General features: G+C 35.5%; 16 protein-coding genes. 4 read left to right on the top strand and 12 right to left on the bottom strand.

Going from position 1 to position 19,862, the window contains the following annotated elements; genetic code table 11:
• Nucleotides 1–47 precede the first annotated feature (47 nt).
• A complete protein-coding gene (locus ACQ5J2_RS04455) occupies nt 48–1,835 on the bottom strand; it encodes an SLC13 family permease (protein WP_432672534.1) in 1,788 nt (595 codons plus the stop codon).
• A 193-nt stretch (nt 1,836–2,028) separates the two neighbouring features.
• Between ACQ5J2_RS04455 and ACQ5J2_RS04450 the strand changes: the two genes are divergently transcribed.
• The 4 genes from ACQ5J2_RS04450 (at nt 2,029) to ACQ5J2_RS04435 (ending at nt 7,239) form a co-directional block, all read left to right on the top strand.
• The gene (locus tag ACQ5J2_RS04450; protein ID WP_432672533.1) at nt 2,029–3,555 is read left to right on the top strand and encodes a GNAT family N-acetyltransferase; all 1,527 of its coding nucleotides are present in this window, start codon (nt 2,029–2,031) and stop codon (nt 3,553–3,555) included.
• Between the two features lie 76 nt (nt 3,556–3,631).
• Complete coding sequence (locus ACQ5J2_RS04445; RefSeq protein ID WP_432672532.1) at nt 3,632–3,979, top strand: hypothetical protein; 348 nt, start codon at nt 3,632–3,634, stop codon at nt 3,977–3,979.
• A gap of 106 nt (nt 3,980–4,085) precedes the next feature.
• Nucleotides 4,086–6,449 carry a M28 family peptidase gene (locus ACQ5J2_RS04440; protein ID WP_432672531.1) on the top strand — a complete coding sequence of 788 codons (2,364 nt, stop codon included), beginning with the start codon at nt 4,086–4,088 and terminating at the stop codon, nt 6,447–6,449.
• Nucleotides 6,436–7,239 (top strand): SDR family NAD(P)-dependent oxidoreductase, encoded by an 804-nt coding sequence (locus ACQ5J2_RS04435; protein ID WP_432672530.1) that lies wholly within the window; start codon nt 6,436–6,438, stop codon nt 7,237–7,239. The genes ACQ5J2_RS04440 and ACQ5J2_RS04435 overlap by 14 nt, the downstream gene beginning before the upstream one ends.
• Nucleotides 7,240–7,938: 699 nt before the next feature.
• Here the strand turns inward: ACQ5J2_RS04435 and ACQ5J2_RS04430 are convergent.
• From ACQ5J2_RS04430 to ACQ5J2_RS04380, 11 genes are all read right to left on the bottom strand, one after another.
• Complete coding sequence (locus tag ACQ5J2_RS04430) at nt 7,939–8,349, bottom strand: BrxA/BrxB family bacilliredoxin (protein ID WP_432672529.1); 411 nt, start codon at nt 8,347–8,349, stop codon at nt 7,939–7,941.
• Between the two features lie 105 nt (nt 8,350–8,454).
• Nucleotides 8,455–9,258 (bottom strand): tetratricopeptide repeat protein, encoded by an 804-nt coding sequence (locus tag ACQ5J2_RS04425; protein ID WP_432672528.1) that lies wholly within the window; start codon nt 9,256–9,258, stop codon nt 8,455–8,457.
• A gap of 95 nt (nt 9,259–9,353) precedes the next feature.
• The gene (locus tag ACQ5J2_RS04420; protein ID WP_432672527.1) at nt 9,354–10,505 is read right to left on the bottom strand and encodes a PepSY-associated TM helix domain-containing protein; all 1,152 of its coding nucleotides are present in this window, start codon (nt 10,503–10,505) and stop codon (nt 9,354–9,356) included.
• Nucleotides 10,506–10,582: 77 nt separating this feature from the next.
• The gene (locus ACQ5J2_RS04415) at nt 10,583–12,961 is read right to left on the bottom strand and encodes a TonB-dependent siderophore receptor (protein WP_432672526.1); all 2,379 of its coding nucleotides are present in this window, start codon (nt 12,959–12,961) and stop codon (nt 10,583–10,585) included.
• A 372-nt stretch (nt 12,962–13,333) separates the two neighbouring features.
• Nucleotides 13,334–14,107 (bottom strand): tryptophan synthase subunit alpha, encoded by a 774-nt coding sequence (gene trpA / locus ACQ5J2_RS04410; protein WP_432672525.1) that lies wholly within the window; start codon nt 14,105–14,107, stop codon nt 13,334–13,336.
• On the bottom strand, nt 14,097–15,287 hold the full coding sequence (trpB, locus tag ACQ5J2_RS04405; protein ID WP_432672524.1) for a tryptophan synthase subunit beta: 1,191 nt from the start codon (nt 15,285–15,287) through the stop codon (nt 14,097–14,099). The genes trpA and trpB overlap by 11 nt, the downstream gene beginning before the upstream one ends.
• On the bottom strand, nt 15,284–15,910 hold the full coding sequence (locus ACQ5J2_RS04400; RefSeq protein ID WP_432672523.1) for a phosphoribosylanthranilate isomerase: 627 nt from the start codon (nt 15,908–15,910) through the stop codon (nt 15,284–15,286). Before ACQ5J2_RS04400 ends, trpB begins: the two co-directional genes overlap by 4 nt.
• Nucleotides 15,907–16,692: an indole-3-glycerol phosphate synthase TrpC gene (locus ACQ5J2_RS04395; RefSeq protein ID WP_432672522.1), complete on the bottom strand. Its 786-nt coding sequence runs from the start codon at nt 16,690–16,692 to the stop codon at nt 15,907–15,909. Before ACQ5J2_RS04395 ends, ACQ5J2_RS04400 begins: the two co-directional genes overlap by 4 nt.
• Nucleotides 16,689–17,681: an anthranilate phosphoribosyltransferase gene (gene trpD, locus ACQ5J2_RS04390; protein WP_432672521.1), complete on the bottom strand. Its 993-nt coding sequence runs from the start codon at nt 17,679–17,681 to the stop codon at nt 16,689–16,691. Before trpD ends, ACQ5J2_RS04395 begins: the two co-directional genes overlap by 4 nt.
• Nucleotides 17,678–18,247 carry an anthranilate synthase component II gene (locus tag ACQ5J2_RS04385; RefSeq protein ID WP_432672520.1) on the bottom strand — a complete coding sequence of 190 codons (570 nt, stop codon included), beginning with the start codon at nt 18,245–18,247 and terminating at the stop codon, nt 17,678–17,680. The genes trpD and ACQ5J2_RS04385 overlap by 4 nt, the downstream gene beginning before the upstream one ends.
• 1 nt (nt 18,248) lies before the next feature.
• Nucleotides 18,249–19,640 (bottom strand): anthranilate synthase component I family protein, encoded by a 1,392-nt coding sequence (locus ACQ5J2_RS04380; protein WP_432672519.1) that lies wholly within the window; start codon nt 19,638–19,640, stop codon nt 18,249–18,251.
• Nucleotides 19,641–19,862: the final 222 nt, after the last annotated feature.

Here is a 19,862-nt window from a genome sequence, read left to right as displayed (position 1 = left end):
TTTATATTTTATTTATCACATATTAAATAATCAAGATTTTACGCCTGTTAAGAATACAACAACGGCAACAAAACACTCGCCACAATCAACAACACCAACGACAAAATTCCACCAATTATAAAAAAGTGTTTGAATTTATAAATGCCCATTCCGTAAATAATGGCGTTAGTTTGATAACCCATTGGCGTATAGAAACTAAAATTTGCCCCAAACATCACGGCATATAAAAGCGGTTTTGGGTTTAAATCCATTTTCACGGCAACCGCAATTACAATTGGTGCAAAAACAATTGCAGTGGCATTGTTACTAATAAAACCACTCATCAGCATCGTAAAGGCAAACACAATGGAAATAATCACTGGGGTTGGAACAGATTTCAAAACGCTATACAAATGGTCGGCAATAAAGACATCTGTTCCCGTGTTTTGCATGGCAATTCCTAGCGGGATCATTCCTGCCAATAGAAAAATTACTTGCCAATTAATTCCTGCATACGCATCTTTCAACTGTATACATCCCGAAAACAAAATTAAAGCTACACCAATTAGCGCACTTTTTAGAATCGAAAACGTATTAGAAGCCGACAACACAATAACCAATAAAATAGCCAATAACGAAATGACTTTTTTGTATCTCGGAATGTTCGGCATGGTGATTACTGTATTCGAAAATAGTAATTCATTGTTTTTTGCCAACTTCTGAATCTCGGTTAAATTTCCAGTTAACAACACACGATTTCCTGGTGTAAGAAATTTTTTGCTGAAAAACTGCGAGAAAATTCCTGATACTCTTTTGTGCTTCTTCTCACTATTGATTCCTTTAACAAAAACATTTTCGGGCAAGTGCTCGTCAAATTCTCGAATGGACATGTTGATAAACCTGGAATTAGGCAACACAATTACTTCATGAAACTCATTTGAATAAATTTGATCTAATTTATTTTGGTCAACACCTAAAATATTTAAGCCTAAACTTTCCGTTTTCGCGGTTAAATCTTCAATGGTTAAATCAAGCCACAAAATGTCATTCTCTAGCAACACTTCAGTCTTTAAAGCTGATTTTAAATATTTTGGTCCCCGTTGAATTTTAATTAATTCAATATCATTTTCACCCCAAATTTCAGTATCCTTAACTTCTTTACCAATTAAAATTGATCCTTCATTAATTCGAACGGAAGTGATATATCCATATTTATGCGAAATTTCTGCTTCATCTTCCACCACTTTTTTGGGTAAAATTTTCTTACTTAAAAAATAAATTATCGGAATGGAAATCAACAGGAAAATAATTCCCGCTAATGAAAATTCAAAGAAAGAAAATTTACCAACACCACTTTTCTGAGAAATTCCCGACACAATAAGATTGGTACTCGTTCCCATCAAAGTACAACTTCCACCTAAAATTCCAGCAAATGAAACCGGTAATAAAACTTTTGATTTGTCAATTTTTCCTTGTTTCTCTAATTCATTAAACAGTTTGATAAAAATAATAACGACGGCTGTTGTCGCAATAAACGAAGAAAAAAGTCCAACAAAAAGCATCAATAACGGTAGGAAAACCCAAAAGGGCCAATTAGCCATCGGGACAATTTTAGTCGCCATCCAAGAAACAACGCCGTTTTTTTCTAATCCTATGGCAATAATCATCAAACATAAAATGGTCAATACTGAATTATCTGAAAAACCTGAAACGGATTGTTCGGGAGTTACAATTCCAAAAATTAACAAACTGATGAGGATAAAAAAGGACGTTTTATCTACCGTAAATTTTTCACTTACGAATAAGCCAAAAGCTACGATTAGAATTCCAGTAACAATTCCAATTTCTAATGTCATTGACTCTTTTTTAGGAAAGCTAAATTTAGAGAAAAGGATTGGCAAACACTTATAAAATTTCCAATTTTAATTACAGATAAAACAAAAGATGATTTACAACTTTAACCACGATTCATTTATTTGAAAGAGAAATAGATTTTTTTATAACTATCCATTTGAAAACGGCTTTTTTGTATCTTTAGCAAAAAAAATAATGCAATCAGAAATTAATAAAGTTGAGCTTCGTAATTTGAGACTGGAAGACTATGATGAGCTTCGTAATTCAATGATAAAAGCGTATAGCGAAATCAATGGAGCCCACTGGAAAGAAAAAGAAATTAGAAATTTATTGACCTTATTTCCCGAAGGGCAATTGGTGATTTTAGTAGATGATAAAGTGGTAGGTTCCGCGTTGTCATTAATTGTAACGGATAAAGTGGCCAACACAAATCATACGTACGAACAAATTACGGGAAATTATACCTTTTCCACACATGATGTTACTGGTGAAGTATTGTACGGAATTGATGTTTTTATCGACCCCGAATACCGTGGAATTCGATTGGGACGCCGTTTGTATGACGCTAGAAAAGAATTGTGTGAACAATTAAATTTGAAATCCATTGTTTTTGCGGGACGAATTCCTAATTATACTGTAAACAGTGATGAGCTAACTCCGAAACAATACATTGACAAAGTAAAATTAAAAGAAATTTACGACCCGGTTTTATCCTTTCAATTGAGTAATGATTTTCACGTGATTAAAGTGATGAAAAATTATCTGGAAGGCGACACAAGCTCCAAAGATTACGCCGTTTTATTAGAATGGAATAATATCTATTACGATAAAAGCCCGAAATTAATTAACGCCAGAAAACCTGTAATTCGTTTGGGTTTGGTACAATGGCAAATGCGTGCTTTGGCAAATTTAGAAGCGTTGTTCGAACAATCAGAATTTTTTATTGACGTCGTTTCCGGTTACGGAAGTGATTTTGTGTTGTTCCCTGAATTGTTCATCGCTCCTTTGATGGCAGATTATAATCATCTTTCGGAAGCTGATGCCATTCGTGAACTTGCACGATATTGCGACCCGATTCAAAAGAAATTTTCTGAATTTGCTATTTCTTACAACATCAATATCATTACGGGAAGTATGCCATACATGGAAGATGGAAATCTGTATAATGTAGGTTTTTTGTGTAAACGCGACGGAACGTATGAAATGTATACCAAAATTCACATCACGCCAAATGAAGTACAATATTGGGGTATGAAGGGTGGTTCTCAAATTAAAACCTTCGATACCGACTGTGGAAAAATTGGAATCATGATTTGCTATGATGTTGAATTTCCAGAACTTTCTCGCTTGATGTCGGATGAGGGAATGGACATTTTATTCGTGCCCTTCTTAACCGACACACAAAATGGTTATACCCGTGTGAAGCTTTGTGCTCAAGCCCGTGCCATTGAAAATGAGTGTTATGTAGCCATTGCAGGTTGTGTGGGTAATTTACCAAAAGTAAATAACATGGATATTCAGTATGCTCAAGCGGCGGTTTTCACGCCTTCAGATTTTGCATTTCCAAGTAACGGCGTTAAAGCCGAAGCCACTCCAAACACAGAAATGACCTTGATTGTGGACGTCGATTTGGATTTACTTAAAAAATTGCACGAACATGGAAGTGTTCGTATTTTGAAAGACAGACGACATGATTTGTATCAAATCAAGAAATTAAAATAGTAGAGTTTGAAATCGCAATAAAATATTTTTTTTATTGCGATTTCTTTTTTGTCCCATGCCTATAAAAACTACAAATATGAAAAATTGTATCGAATGTGGTGAAAAATTTAGTGGTCGCGAAGACAAAAAGTTTTGCAGTGACGGTTGTAGGAATGCTTACAACAACAAAATCAATAAGGACAGTACAAATTACATGCGAAACATCAATAATAAATTGCGGAAAAATTACCGCATTTTAGGTGAATTGAATGTGGAAGGTAAGACAAAAACGTCTCGTACAAAGTTAATTGCTAAAGGTTTTGATTTCGAATTCTTTACCAACATTCTACATACAAAAACAGGAAATACGTATTATTTTTTATATGACCAAGGGTATATGGTTTTGGAAAACGACTATTTTATCTTGGTCAAAAAAGATACGTAACAATCAATTATTTACTAATTCGTAACCGTTCCCACATAAAATCAATATCTTTAATTTTTCTTTATGCATAGTTAAATTGAAACTCACCTTCAAATCGCCTTTTTTAATGAAAAAAAATTCCATTACGCTAGTTTCTGTACTTTTTCTTGTCGGAATCATTTACTGGATATTCTTTGCCATGATGCCACAATCGGTTTCAAAAGTCGAAGGTTCCTTATCGGAATTTTCAACACAAAGGGCCTTAAAGAAATTGGAGGTCATAACAAAGGATCCGCATTATGTAGGTTCAGAAAATCACGCGGTAGTGGCTGATTTTTTAATTACTGAATTAGAAAACCTAGGTTTAGAGCCCACCATTCAAGAAGGATACACCTTGACGGATTGGGGAAATCTAGTCAAATCAAAAAATATTTTAGCACGAATCAAGGGAACTGCTAATTCTAAAGCCTTGCTTTTATTGTCACATTACGACAGTGCTCCACATTCTAAATCCCTTGGTGCAAGTGACGACGGTTCAGGAATCGTGACCATTTTAGAAGGCTTGCGAACCTACTTGCACAATCATTCAAAACCCAAAAACGACATTATCATTCTCTTTTCAGATGCGGAAGAACTGGGTTTAAATGGAGCCGCGCTTTTTGTAACCGAACACAGTTGGGCAAAAGAAGTAGGTTTAGTCATCAATTTTGAAGCTCGAGGCACTTCCGGACCTTCCTATATGTTGATGGAAGTCAACAACGGAAATGCCGCAGTCGTAGAACATTTTGCGAAAGCAAAACCCAAATTTCCTGTTTCCAATTCCTTGATGTATTCCATTTATAAAATGCTACCCAACGATACCGATTTGACGGTTTTCAGAGAAGAAGGAAAAATCCAAGGACTCAATTTTGCATTCATCGACAGTCATTATAATTACCATACCGTCCAAGACAACCTTGCGAATTTAAGTCCAAAAACACTACAACACCAAGGCACCTACTTAATGTCAATGTTGAATTATTTTGCAAATGCCGACTTACGAACGCTTAATACAAACGAGGACGAAGTCTATTTCAACACCCCAATCAACTTTACACATTATCCTTTTGACTGGAATTTTCCTTTGATAGGGCTGGCATTTGCACTTTTTCTCGCATTCGTTTTCATCGGACTTGGAAAGAGAATTCTACACGTTTCCGAAATGCTTCGAGGCTTCATTCCCCTTTTAAGTTCCGTAACCCTATCAGGTCTATTAGGCTTTATCGGCTGGAAAGTTGTCCTCTTGATTTATCCCGAATACAAAGACATCCTCCACGGTTTTACCTATAATGGGCATGACTACATCATCGCTTTTGCCGCTTTAGCACTAATGATTTCGTTCTTCTTCTACAGAAATTACCGCACCGAAACCCATGTAATGAACGGAACCGTTGCTCCATTATTTCTCTGGATTTTAATCAATTTTTTTATCGCTATTTATCTTCCTGGTGGAAGTTTCTTTATCATTCCCGTCTTCGGAATGCTACTTGCTTTTGGGTTTTTCATAATTACACAACACAGCAGTTCTTTCCTCAATTTGCTCTTTAGCATTCCCGCTCTAATCATTTTTATCCCTTTCGTAGTCACACTTCCTGTAGGTTTGGGATTAAAAATGCTGATGGGAAGCACACTACTCATTGCTTTAGTTTTCAGTTTATTATTACCTGTTTTTGGTGCTTTTCAAGGAAAACGAGTTTGGTCAACAGTTGCTTTTCTTATTGCCGTTGGATTCCTCATTAAGGCACATTTAAAGTCAGATTATTCAGCAGAACAAGGAAAGCCCAACAGCTTATTGTATGTTTTGAATGAAGACACCAAGACCGCAATTTGGGCTACGTATGATGAAAACTTAGACGATTGGACAAAGAATTACTTAGGAAACACACCTCAAGAAGCCGCTTCCACTGATAAGTTACCGCTTTTCAGCAAATACAATTCATCGTTCAAATATACCGCCAATGCCGAATTGAAAACACTTGCAGGTCCGTCCATTCGTTTCAACAATGACACTATTATCAACGCTCAAAAACACTACCGCATCACCATTTCTCCCAACAGAAAAGTGAATCGTTATGATATTTTTGCCAATGAAAACATGGATTTCTACAATTTGAAAGCCAATGGCGTTTCGCTTCTTGGTTGGAAAGAAGCCAAATACCGCCGAAAAGACAAAAAAATCCTAAGCTATTATGTAGTCAATAACGAACCCTTAGAATTATCATTTACAATCAATGCATCCACAAAATTAGACATGGAATTGCTAGAATCTTCGTTTGATTTACTAGAAAACAACTACTTCAGCATTCCCAAAAGACCGGCGAACATGATTCCAACGCCTTTTGTCCTGAACGATGCCGTTGTAATTCGTCAAAAAATAAAAGCCAACACTTTTACTCCATTAATAACCGTAGATTCAACGGCAATAAAACCAATAATCGATGTCCCAAATTAGCATTCTAGGCTGTGGCTGGTTAGGCCTCCCATTTGCCGAACACTTGATTCAAAAAGGCTTCTCCGTAAAAGGTTCTACCACTTCCCCAAATCGTGTGGGTGAATTAGAATCCGTAGAAATCGAAGCCTTTATTATCGAACTTTCCCCTGAAGAAGTTACAGGAGATTATGAAGCATTTCTGCAAAATTCAACAACACTAATCATCGATATTCCACCAAAATTGCGAGGCGAAAACCCCGTGTCTTTTGTCGAAAAGATGAAAACCTTTATCGAAAAGGCAGTATTAAATTCGACCATCGAAAATGTTTTATTCATCAGTTCCACCTCCGTTTATGGCGACGAATCCATCAATATTACTGAAGAAACTACCGAAAAACCCGAAACTTTATCTGGAAAGGAATTGCTAGAAACTGAACACTTTTTGCAACAGCAAACCGCTTTTAAAACCACCATTCTACGTTTCGGAGGACTAATTGGTGGAAACCGAAACCCTGCCAAGTCGCTTTCCGGTAAAACCAATATTGCCACGCCAAATGCACCAATCAACTTAATCCATCAAGACGATTGCATCGGCATTATCACGGCAATCATCGAACAAAACTTTTGGGGCAAAAAGATAAACGCATCCACTCCATTCCATCCTACCCGAAAAGAGTACTATACCGCTAAAGCAAAACAATTAAGTTTACCCTTACCCGAATTTGAAGAAAATAATAGTTCAGGAAAAGTGATTGATTCTTCGAAGTTGATTTCGGAGTTGGGTTACCATTTCATACGTCCTCAATTATAAAAACCGCTCTTCGATGGTTTCTAACCTCAAATCATCTCTCTTTCCAAATGTTGTTTTAAGATGCCTTACTTAGAAACGAATTTGTAGCCGTTAGAAATTGATTTGTGCCTCTTCGCTAGTCATTTGTGAATCTTAGAAATTCATTTACGTGTCTTAGAAATCTATTTATGTGTCTTCGCTGGAAACACAATGTAGTGAATAATATTAGGCTTTTTGCTTTAACTTAATAACGAAAAAGCTTTTTGACGAAGTAATTCGTACTCTAAACGACTAAAAAGAGTGTTATACTGTAAAAAATGTAATTGCAGGTTTTTGTCAAATTATTTTGACGTTTAAGCTTCAATAGAAAGAACACATTGGTGTGAAGCTGTTGATGGAATTGTTTTGTAATGTTTTATCCCTAAAGCATTTTATAACTTTGATGAGATGAAAACTCCGTCAGAGTTGGGAAGTAAATTTTGAGATTAGTTCACTTTTTTTTAAATCCCAAGCCAAACCAAAGGGTAAAGTAGAAACCTCAATAGCCCCGACAGGAAGGAGCATCCTCGCCTTTTTTAAGCGAGATGCGAGAGGATGGCGGGAATATGGATTAAAAAATACCCAAGCGATGTGCTCCAAAACCTTTTAAATGGCTTGAAATAAAAAACCCTTTTAAAGTTTGAAACTCTAAAAGGGTTAATCTATAAATGCTGAAAAATTTTAGCAGTGCTCGTTGTAAGCGTCTTGCAAGTTTTCTGCAATTAGTTCGGCTGGACGACCTTCAATGTGGTGACGCTCTAGCATGTGTACCAATTCGCCGTTTTTGAACAAGGCCATACAAGGCGATGATGGAGGAAAAGGGAACATGTGTTGACGGGCTGCATCTACGGCTTCCTTGTCTACTCCTGCAAAAACAGTGATTAAATTGTCTGGCTTTTTTGCTCCTTCAATACTCATTTTTGCTCCTGGACGTGCGTTTCTTGCAGCACAACCACATACGGAGTTGATTACTACTAGTGTTGTTCCTTCTGCTTTTAATGCGTTATCTACATCTGCAGCAGTGTGTAAATCTTGAAAACCTGCAGTGGTAAGTTCCGCTTGCATTGGTTTTACCATTTCTTCTGGATACATATCTTTAAATTTTATATTTGACTTTTACGAATGGCAAAGTTACAAAGATTTTGTGGCGCAAAATAGGGAGGCTTCATAAAGATTTGTTATTGTGGAATCGTAAAATCATAATCCAACGAAATATCCTTGAAGTTGGTAGGGATATAGCTCGTAAATTACATTATCCTCGTTTAATTTATAGCCCAATTTGAAATCATCTTTTATTTGAGCATATACTTCTTTGGCCTCCTCGTTTTTCCCCACATACATTAAACAGATATGTTTATAGTATTTTACATCGGAAAAGCTAGGATAAATCTTAAGTGCTTTATCGAAAACTGTAATTGCGTCGTCATATTTTTTGAGTTCATATTTTGCAATTCCAAGATAGAAATAAGCGGTATGATGTTCTAATTGTTGTCGGTTTTTGTAAATTTCATCTACGTAGTTTTGTAAAATTGTCTCTGCTTTTTCGTACTCATTAAGTTGTAGATAGCAAAGCGCGATATAAAAGTCGTACGTGTGGTCCATTACATAACCGTTACCGAATTTCTCCTTGCAATCTTCTAAATCCAAGATAGCATCTTTATATGATTTTGAAAAAATACATTTTATAAATCCGCGATACGGTTGCCACCTTTCAGCATTATATTGAACGGCTTTGTCTAAAAAAGTCATCCCAACTTCATATTTTCGTGCTTTGAAGTACGGCATTGCTTTTTGTTGCCACAAATAAGCGATGGTGCTATCAATTTTTAAACCTTCGTCTAAACATGCTTGTCGTTCAGACATTTGAATGTTATAATTGTATTTTTCGGCACAATTGGTCAAGTATTCTTCAATTAATTTATCCTGCTGGACTTTCTTATTTTCTTGAGCAAATGACGATATTAACGAAAATAAGGCGAGTACTAAAATGATTTTTTTCATTTTTGAAATTTTGCTAAAGATAAAAAAGCAATTCATTTCTTAATTGGAATTTTAATTTTTCTTCCGTTTTACCTATTCCGTGTAATTGTTTCAGTTTACGTGCTTTTAGATTTCTTTTTCATTTTATTAATCCAAATAAATATTCCTGTTACAGGCAAACTCGTAGCAATTAGACACGTGATGAAATAAATAATTTTTGAAAATGTGCCATAGATTTCTCCTAAATGGATGGCTTTAATTTGGGCCGCTATTTTTGCTCCAAAAGCCTTATCGGCAAAGATTTCTTTCTTTAAAATTGCTCCTGAATATTGGTCTATAATGATTCGGTCTGAAGCATCTTTGTTGAAATTAGTGCTGTTTTGTTTTCTGAACTCAACCGAGCCTTCTTTTCCTTTTGCAAAAGAAATACTGGTTTTTCCGGGATATATGAATGTTTTATTTCCAATTTCGATGATGGATTCAATGTTTAAAGGAATCAGATTTTGACCTGGATTTGATTCTAACTTCTTCTCATTTCTTCCGCCGAAAACTTCTGCTCCAAGAACCGAACTCAACCCGTTTTTATACCATTCAAATGACCAATTAAGTCCCGTTAATGCCATAATTAAGATAATCATACACGCATAAAAACCCAATGTGTTGTGCAAATCATGATTGATGCGTTTCCAATTTGCTTTAAATTTTATTTTCAACCCCGGTTTCAGACTTTTGAACTTTTTAATCTTTTTTGGAAACCATAAAAAGAGTCCGGTGATGGTTAAAATTACAAAAATAAGCGTCGCTATTCCTACAATTGGCCTACCGATTTCAGAGTCGAATAAAAGCCAGCGGTGCATTTTGAAGAAGAACATAAAAAACTCGGTTGCCGGACCTTTTCCAGTTCCTAGGATACTATTTTTATACGGATTGACATAATAAGTTTCGCCTCTTTTATCTTCCTTTCCTTTGGAAACTTGCAGTTCGTAAGGCTTGTTTTGGTCGTCGTAAAATGACAACCGCGTTACTTTACCTTTCGTTGTTGCTTCTGTTTTTTGAATAATTTCCAGATAGGAATTTTTCTGATGTGAAATAATTGCAATTTCGTATTTCTCGGGTTCAATCCAGTGTTCAATCTCGGTTCTGAACGTATAAATTGTTCCGCTTAAGCAAACTAGAAATAATACTAACGCACTTCCCACACCTAGCCAAAGATGTACGTCATTGATAAATTTCCTAAAAGTGTAGCCTTGTTTTTTATTGTTCTTCATCGGTTCAAACATTTAAAATTGGAGCAACGGCCTTCTTCCTTATGATAGAAAACCGTTGCAGTAATATCGTTTTGTTACTAAAATCGGTACGTCAAAACTCCTGCGTAATTCACAGTGTCAATCTGATTGATATACGAAGTTCGGTAAGCGTTGTAGCCTAATTCATCAAAAACATTGTTGACTAATACTCGGAAATCCCAATTTTTATTGATTGCATATCCCGCTTGAAAATTAACCGTTGTATAGGCTTTCAAATCAAATGGTTTCTGGCCTGGAACAATTCCTTCGTGTGTAATAGGACCTGCTGACCAATCGTTAATTGGACGTTCGCCAATAAAATAAACACCTGCTCCAAGAGACAAACCTTCTAGAGAATTATTGACAAAAGAGTAATTTGCCCAAGCATTAAATGTATGTTTTGGCGTATTCAAAGGCGATGAATTGTACACATATGAACTATGTTCTTTATACTTTGCATCAATTAAAGAATAACCGGTAATCAGTTCTAGATTAGGCAAAATTCGTCCTGATAATTCTACTTCAATTCCTTGACGTTGGTCGTTTCCACCTTTTTGGTAGAAACCCGTTGCGGTCCAAGTTTCATCATAAACCGGAAGGTTCATGTCTTTGTTATTGATTTTGAAAAACGTCACATTAAAACGCAAACGGTCGTTAATCCAAGACGTTTTCCATCCCGCTTCCCATTGATCCCAACGTTCATTTCCCAATTCATTTCCGTCACTATCCGTTCTTGTTGCCGAACGTGGATTTGAACTATTCGTGTAAGATGCAAATAGGTTGACATTTTGAATTGGCGTAATCATAATTCCTCCTAATGGATTCCAAGCATCGTTATTTTTCACACCTAAAGAACCGTCTTCAGTAGTTTCCACTGAACTGTAACGAATTCCTACAAACGTTTTTATATATTTATTCCAAGTAGTAACGCCTTGAGCCAATAATCCCAAACCGCGTGAAGTGGAATTTACAGCAGTTATTGTTCCCAATTTTGTCGACGACGGTAAGACATGTTGAATAGATGAAAAGACATCTAGCGTGTCAATAACTCCCGCAGAACCATTTGTAGTATTCAAGCTATTTCTGTTGTAATCCATTCCTACCTGAAATGTGTGTTTTATAGAACCTGTCTTTAAATCTTGAGCAACTAAATCCAATTGCAACACTTCATTAACATCTTTTCGCGTACTTTCTGAATAACTTCTTTTCTTCAAATTGTAATTCGTTCCAGATATTCCTGAAAGCGATGCTCCTTTGTCGTCTATTGCTAAATCCGACTTGAAATACGATGCTTTCACAGAAAAAATATCATTTATTTTCCGATCTAAACGAATGGCATAAGTTGCATTTTTAGTTATGGAACGGTCGCTTTTGAAACCTAAAAACTGACTGTCTGGCAAGTCATAAATGGCATAGGTATCATTTTCGGCTAAATTTACAGTACCTAAATCAGGTGTTCGACTGTCGTCCAAATAATCCATTTCAAATGTAATTGTGGTTTTTTCATTTGGCTTCCAAGCAAAAGAAGGATTGACATACAAACGGTCGGCTGAAACCAAGCTTCTATAACTATCTTTTGTTTCATAAGCTCCATTGATTCTAAAAGCTACTTTTTCATTGTCGTCAATCGGGCCGTAAACGTCAAATTGTGGTCGCGCAAAACCCCAACTTCCCGCTCGAAAAGAGACATTTCCTCCGGAATAAAATTTTGGCGATTTAGTTACAATATTGATTACACCACCAGGACTTCCAATATCTGTTGCCACCCCTTGTGTTATTGCTGCAACACCTTTTAGAACTTGAATATTATCAATTCCAGCCGCATCAGTTAAAATACCCGTTCCACGAAAATCAGAATTGACCCGAACGCCATTTTTCAAGATAGGAATTCCACGGTATCCGCGACTACCCATACTTTCGCGTTTATTTCCATATGAAGCAAAGGCATAAACGCCGGGAACATTTCGCGTAGCATCCGAAATAGTCAAAGCACCTTGTTTTTCAATAACTTGTGAAGAAATTACCGAAATACTTTGAATCTGTTCTGTCGGTTTTAAAGGTAAACGGGTTAAATTCTCCAACTTATCCGGTTGTTTATTTCGAACACCAAAAACTTCTACCTCATCCAAAGTGTTGTTTTCGGGAGTAAGAATAACATTTAATGTTGTAAGCGATTTATCGATAGAAATAGTAACCGCTTTTGGCTGAAATCCCATCATTTTAAAAGTTACCGTATAAGTTCCGTAAGGCAAATTATAAAAAGTGTAATTTCCATTTTCATCTGATAGCGTGCTTTGATTTAATGAGGATAAACTAACGGAAGTTAGGTTTACATATTTCCCTTCCTGATCTGTTACAATTCCTGTAAGTTTACTGGTTTGGGCAAAACTATGAAGTGTCAGGAAAAATCCTAGAATAATAGAATAATAGAGTTTCATTATAAGTTGTTTTTATTTAGACTTGTTATAAACAGCGCAAATCTATAGAAATAAAAACATTATTAAAACTAATTCTAAATAATAATTTTACAAGATATAAGTCCCTGTAATTTAATTTTTTACAAATCAAAAACAGAGACTATAAAATCTTAAATAATGAAAATAACAACAATTAATTAACCCTTTAAACATAATAAATAAAAATTTATTCAATACGTTTTAAGAATATTTGCACACAAATAGTAAATTTAATGAACTTTTTCTAATATATATAAACAAGCTTATCGATTCTATTTTTAGTCCTTCAATTGCATTTGAAACGTCACAAAAATCATCTCTCTTTCAAATACCGATCAAATTTCAAAACCGTTTTTAGTTGATAAATCCATTTACAAACGTAGTTATGGAATCACCACTGATTCCATTTTCCTTTAAATATTTTATAAATGCCGAACCGATTATAGCACCGGAACTGTATTGACAAACGGTTTCAAACGAGTTTTTGTCATGAACTCCAAAGCCAATAAGGTGTGGGTTATTTAGTTTCATATCTTGAATTCGTTTGTAATAATCGGTTTGAAACGTCATCGCGTTGGTGCTTCCCGTAATACTATTGGAAGAAACGAGATAGATAAATCCAGAGGAATTGCGGTCAATTACTTGAATTCGTTCGGCTGACGTTTCTGGAGTTACTAAAAGGATGTTGGACACGTTATTTTTCTCACACAATTCCTTGAAATTCGTTTGAAAATAATGCAGCGGCATATCGGGAAGTATAATCCCATCAATACCTACTTGTGCACATTTTTCGATGAATAGGCTTTCGCCAAATTGCAACACAACATTCAAATAACCCATTAAAATAATTGGTTTTTGAGTGAAGGTTCGAAGCGATTCCAGTTGTTCAAAAAGCAGTTTTAAAGTCATTCCATTTTCGATGGCTTGACCGCCACTTTCCTGAATTACAGGTCCGTCAGCCAACGGGTCAGAATAAGGAATTCCAATTTCAATTAAATCTACATCGCTTTCTTCTAAACCTTTTAGAATAGTTAGAGTGTCGTCCAGATTTGGATATCCAGCTGTGAAATAAAGTGATAAAATATTTTGCTTGTTGGTTTCGAATAAGGTGTTGATTCTATTTTTCATCTTTTGAATAATTTTGTAAGGTTGCCAAATCTTTGTCGCCTCTTCCAGACAAATTAACGACTACCACATCGTCTTTTTTAAATTTCATTTTGTGCAAATAAGCCAAGGCATGAGCCGATTCGATTGCTGGAATAATGCCTTCTTTTCGGGACAAATCATAAGCCGCTTGCATCGCTTCGTCATCGGTAATGGAAACCACTTCTGCTTTTTTAGTGTCATGCAAATAGGAATGAATCGGACCAATTCCCGGATAATCCAATCCCGCCGAAATAGAATGGGGTTCGATAATTTGCCCGTCGTCGGTTTGAATTAAATAAGTTTTACTTCCGTGAATGATGCCTTTTTTTCCTAAAGCAATAGTCGCTGCCGTTTTGCCAGAATAAACACCTAAACCTCCAGCTTCAACCGCGATTAATTTGGTTTTTCCGTTGTCAATAAAATGATAAAAAGCTCCAATAGCATTACTTCCTCCGCCAAGACAAGCGATAACATAATCAGGAGTCTCATCACCTGTTTTTTCATTCAGTTGAATTTTAATCTCTTCACTAATAACCGACTGAAATTGAGCCACCAAATCAGGATACGGATGCGGTCCAACCACAGAACCAATCACGTAATGCGTCCCAACCGGGTCACTAATCCAAGCCCGAATGGCTTCATTTGTGGCGTCTTTCAAGGTTCTACTTCCGCTTTTTGCTGGTTGAATTTTCGCTCCTAAAAGTTTCATTCGTTCTACATTGGGTTTTTGACGTTCAATGTCAATTTCACCCATGTAAATGGTGCATTCTAAACCTAATAAAGCACAAGCGGTAGCCGTTGCCACTCCATGTTGACCAGCACCTGTTTCGGCAATTATTCTTTTTTTGTGGAGTCTTTTGGCCAATAAAACTTGACCAATAGCATTGTTGATTTTATGTGCACCTGTATGATTTAAATCCTCACGTTTCAGATAAATCTGTGCATTAAATTCGGCTGATAAATTTTTAGAGAAATAAAGTGGCGTTGGTCTTCCTACATAGTCTTTTAGCAATACTTTAAATTCCTTTTGAAAGTCTTCCGTTTGGATGATCTTCAAATAATTTTGTTGCAATTCTAATACATTTGGATAAAGCATTTCGGGTACAAAAGCACCGCCAAATTCGCCATAAAATCCGTGTTCATCCGGTTGTAGTGTTTTCATATTTTTCTTGTTTCTAGTATAACTTCCGTTACTTTTGATATGTTTTTTTTAAAATCTTTGTCTTCGAGTTGGCTATTGAAATCCAGGCCAACTAACATCGGATAATTCAATTCTTTTATCTTTTCAATCGATGCTACATTCAAACCACCGCTTAAGAAGAATGGTTTATTTAAAGTGTAATTTTCTAATAATTGCCAATTAAACATTTTTCCGCTTCCGCCAAAATCTGGTGTTTTTGTATCGAAAAGAAAATAGTCACAAACCAGTTCATACGATTTCATAATGTTAAAATCAACGTTTTCATTGATTGAAAATACCTTCATAATTTCAATATTATTTTCTTTTAAAAATTGACAATCCGAAACCGATTCATTTCCGTGTAATTGAACGATATCCAAATCAAACTTTTTTACTTTCTCCAAAATAATTTCAGGACTTTCATTGACAAAAACGCCCACTTTTTTGATTGACTTTGGTAAATTCTGAATCAAGTCCCTGGAAAAATCATCTCCTACAAAACGTTTTGATTTTGAATAGAAAATAAACCCCAAAAAGTCAGGTTGTAAAGCTCCAACTTGGGAAATGTTTTCGGCAAATTTCATTCCGCAAATCTTTATTTTCATAACAGTTGTTGAATTAAATTCTTACATTTTTCCGCAGGCTTTTCATCTTTCATAAAATACTCGCCAATCAAAAATCCATCAAATCCATTTGCTTTTAAAAGTTGAATCGTTGCTGGAGATTGAATGCCACTTTCTGCAATTTTAATGCTTGATTTTGGTAATAATTGTGCAAGTTTAATGCTGTTGTCTACCGAAACTTCAAACGAATTTAGGTTCCGATTGTTAATTCCGATTAAGTCAAAAGGCAAATCTAAATTCTCCAGAATTTCGGTTTCATTTTGCGTTTCTAAAAACACCTCCATGCCTAAATCGTGTGCCAAATTTGTAAACGATTTCAATTGATTAGATGTCAAAATTTTTGCAATCAACAAAATTACGTCAGCACCCATTGCTTTCGATTGCAAAATTTGATACTCATCCACCATAAAATCTTTTCGCAACATTGGAATCGAATTACTTTCACGAGCCAATTCAAAGTCCGTTTTTCGTGCCCCAAAAAATTCAAAATCGGTCAAAACCGACAATCCAGAAACCATTGCATTTGCGTAACCTTGTGTTAATTCAACAACATCTGCATTCAAATTTATATTTCCTTTTGCCGGAGATTTCCGCTTGAATTCTGCTATAATTCCTCCCGTAACTGAATTCTCAATCGCCTTTTTCATGGAATGCGTTGCCGAATTAAATAACGGTTGTTCTTCCAAAAACGAATAAAAATATTTCGATTTCAGCAATGCTACTTCTTTCAGTTTTGCCGTTTTAATTGTATCTAAAATATTCATTGAATTTGTTTTAATTGGTTAAACGAATTTTTAGCTTTTAGTCCAAATAAAGCATCTTTTGCTTGTTCGAAAGCTTCTTCAAACTGCAGATTCGGATAATACGTCTGAATTGCCAAAGCTGCATTTACCAAAACCACATTATTCTGGGCTTCGGTACCATTTCCATCTATAATTGTGGTAAAAATGGAAGCCGCTTCTTCTAAGGTTTCTCCTCCATAAAGTTCAGAATAAGCCACTTTATTTAAATTGAAATCTTTGGCTTCCACAAAACGTTCACCGCTGTTAGTTATCAACTTGGTTTTATCAGTCAACGTCACTTCATCAAAACCGTCCAAGCCATAAATAATGGTGTATTGACTGTTTTCTTCTTGCAATAAATATTGGTACATTCGGGCTAATTCCAAACTAAAAACACCCGTCATTTGAATTTTTGGGAAAGCCGGATTTACCAATGGACCCAACATATTGAAAAATGTTTTAATCCCTAATTCCTTCCGAATTGGACCAACAGCTTTCATAGCAGGATGAAATAATGGGGCATGTAAAAAGCAAATATTGGTTTCGGCAATTTGCTGTTTTAAAACTTTTTCATCGGTTTGAAAAACGACTCCCAACGTTTCTAAAACATTAGACGACCCTGAAATCGATGAAACACCGTAATTACCATGTTTTGCAACGGGAATTCCAGCTCCAGCAACTACAAAAGACGTCAGTGTTGAAATGTTGAATGTGTTTTTTCCGTCGCCACCTGTTCCACAAACGTCCATCGGATTGTAAGCGGATAAATCGATTTTGTGGCATAAATTCAACAACGCTTCACGGAAACCCAAAAGTTCGTCAAGTGTAATGTTTCGCATGATGAAAACTGTCAAAAATGAAGCAATTTGACTTGCGTTGTATTTTCCCAAAGCAATTTCTGTCAACACTTGTTTTGCTTCGTCCTTTGACAAAGTTTTATGGTTGAATAAAGGTTCTAATATTGATTTCATAACTTGTGATTTATCCAGTTTGTAAGTATCGTTTTTCCGTTTTCAGTAAGAATGGATTCGGGATGAAATTGCAATCCTCGGAGGTCGTAATGTTTATGTTTCAAAGCCATTATGTTTCCAAATTTATCTTTCGCAATCATTTCTAAATCATCCGAAATCTCATTAGAAACCACCCAAGAATGATAATGTCCAATCATGAAATTTGAAGGAAGACTTTTAAATAAATAATCGTCATTCACAATTTCAATTTCAGATGCAATTCCGTGAAGCGGTTCTTTGAGATTGATTAATTGAGTTCCAAAATGTTCTGCAATGGCTTGATGACCCAAACAAATCCCAAGAATGCTTTTTGTTGTAGCAAATTCCTTTAATAATTCTGGCATCATTCCTGCGTTTTCTGGAATTCCTGGACCTGGAGAAAGCACGATTTTATCGTAATCATTAATTGTTGAAAAATCAAGTTGGTCGTTCTTAATGACGTCTATTTCTTCCACTCCAATTTCATATAAAAGATGCACAATATTGTACACAAACGAATCGTAATTATCTACTACTAAAATTTTCATATTATATATTTTGTGCTAATTGAATCGCTTTTCTTAATGCCGAAAGTTTGGTTTCGACTTCGTTCAATTCGCTATTTACATCTGATTTTGTTACAATTCCGCAACCGGCTTGGTAATTCAACTCGTTATTTCTACTCACAAACGAACGGATAAAAATCGCGTGATTAAAATTGCCATTTAATCCAATAATTCCAACGGTGCCGCCATAAAAGCCACGGGATTGTGGTTCGTATTCATCAATCAATTCCATCGCTTTATGTTTTGGAGCACCCGATAAAGTTCCAGCCGGATAGGTGTCGCCAAGGATTTTTATGGGATTATATTCGGGTTGTAATTCAGCACTTACTTTCGAAACCATGTGAATCACATGCGAATAATATTCTATCTTTTTAAAACTTTCCACAACGACTTTTTTACTTGCTTTACTCAAATCATTTCGAGCCAAATCGACCAACATGATGTGTTCGGCATTTTCCTTTGGGTCTTGCAAAAGTGCTTCCGCCAAAACCGCATCTTTTTCATTATCTCCTGTTCGTTTAAACGTTCCTGCAATTGGATTTATCATCGCTTTTTGGTTGGTAATCGTTAATTGTGCTTCGGGAGAAGAACCAAATATTTTAAAGTTTCCGTAGTCAAAATAGAACAAATAGGGCGAAGGATTTATGGAACGCAAAGCACGATAAACGTTGAATTCATCTCCTTTAAAAGCTTGTTTGTATTTTCGCGAAAGCACGATTTGAAACACATCTCCAGAAAAAGTATGCTGTTGCCCTTTTTTTATTGCTTCCAAAAAATCAGTGTTTGTAAAGTTGGATTTCTCATCGTTTTGAGTAGAAAATTTAAATTGCGTTACTGCACGATTGTTAATGATATCCTGAATTTTATTCAAATTAGAAACTTCGTTTTCTTGCAAATGTTCCAACAAGAAAAGTTCATTATTGAAATGGTTGAATACAATCGTGTAGCGAAATAAATGGTATTGAATCAAAGGCAAATCAAAATCTTGATTCGAAAATTCAATGTTCTCAAATAGCGGAATCGCATCGTAACTTGTGTAACCAAACAAGCCGAATGTCTCAAATCCCAATTTCAAATCGGTAACCGAAAATGATTTAGAAAACGAATTGAGTTCAGTTGCAATCTCGATTTCAGCAGTATTTTTAACCACTATTTTTTGGTCGGGAAAAGTAATTATCGTTTCAGCTCTATCTGTAATAAATGACGCAATTGGGTCAAAACAGAGGTACGAAAAACTATTTTCTTTGCTTTTGTAATCCGAGCTTTCTAAAAGAAAACTATTGGAAAACTGGTCCCGTATTTTAAGATATAAACCAACTGGCGTATGTGTATCGCTTAAGGTTTTGATGATTTTTGTTTGAAATTGATAAGTCATGTTTGTTGTATTTTGGAAAAATTAAGCACAAAAAAAACCCACTTGGAAAAGTGGGTTTAACGATATTGTAGAAAAGTACAAATAGCAGTTACCAACCAATTCCAGAAACGGAGTTAGTCAAGTGCCACCAATTTGTATTTTTTATTTTATTCATCATAAGTGGGACAAAACTATTGAATTATTTTATTGCAACAGCATCATTTAATCAACTTTAACATTTGT

The organism is Flavobacterium sp. SM2513, from assembly GCF_050908145.1.
Taxonomy (GTDB): domain Bacteria; phylum Bacteroidota; class Bacteroidia; order Flavobacteriales; family Flavobacteriaceae; genus Flavobacterium.
Note: the sequence above shows the minus strand (reverse complement) of the source record. Positions and strands in the feature narration are given on the sequence as shown.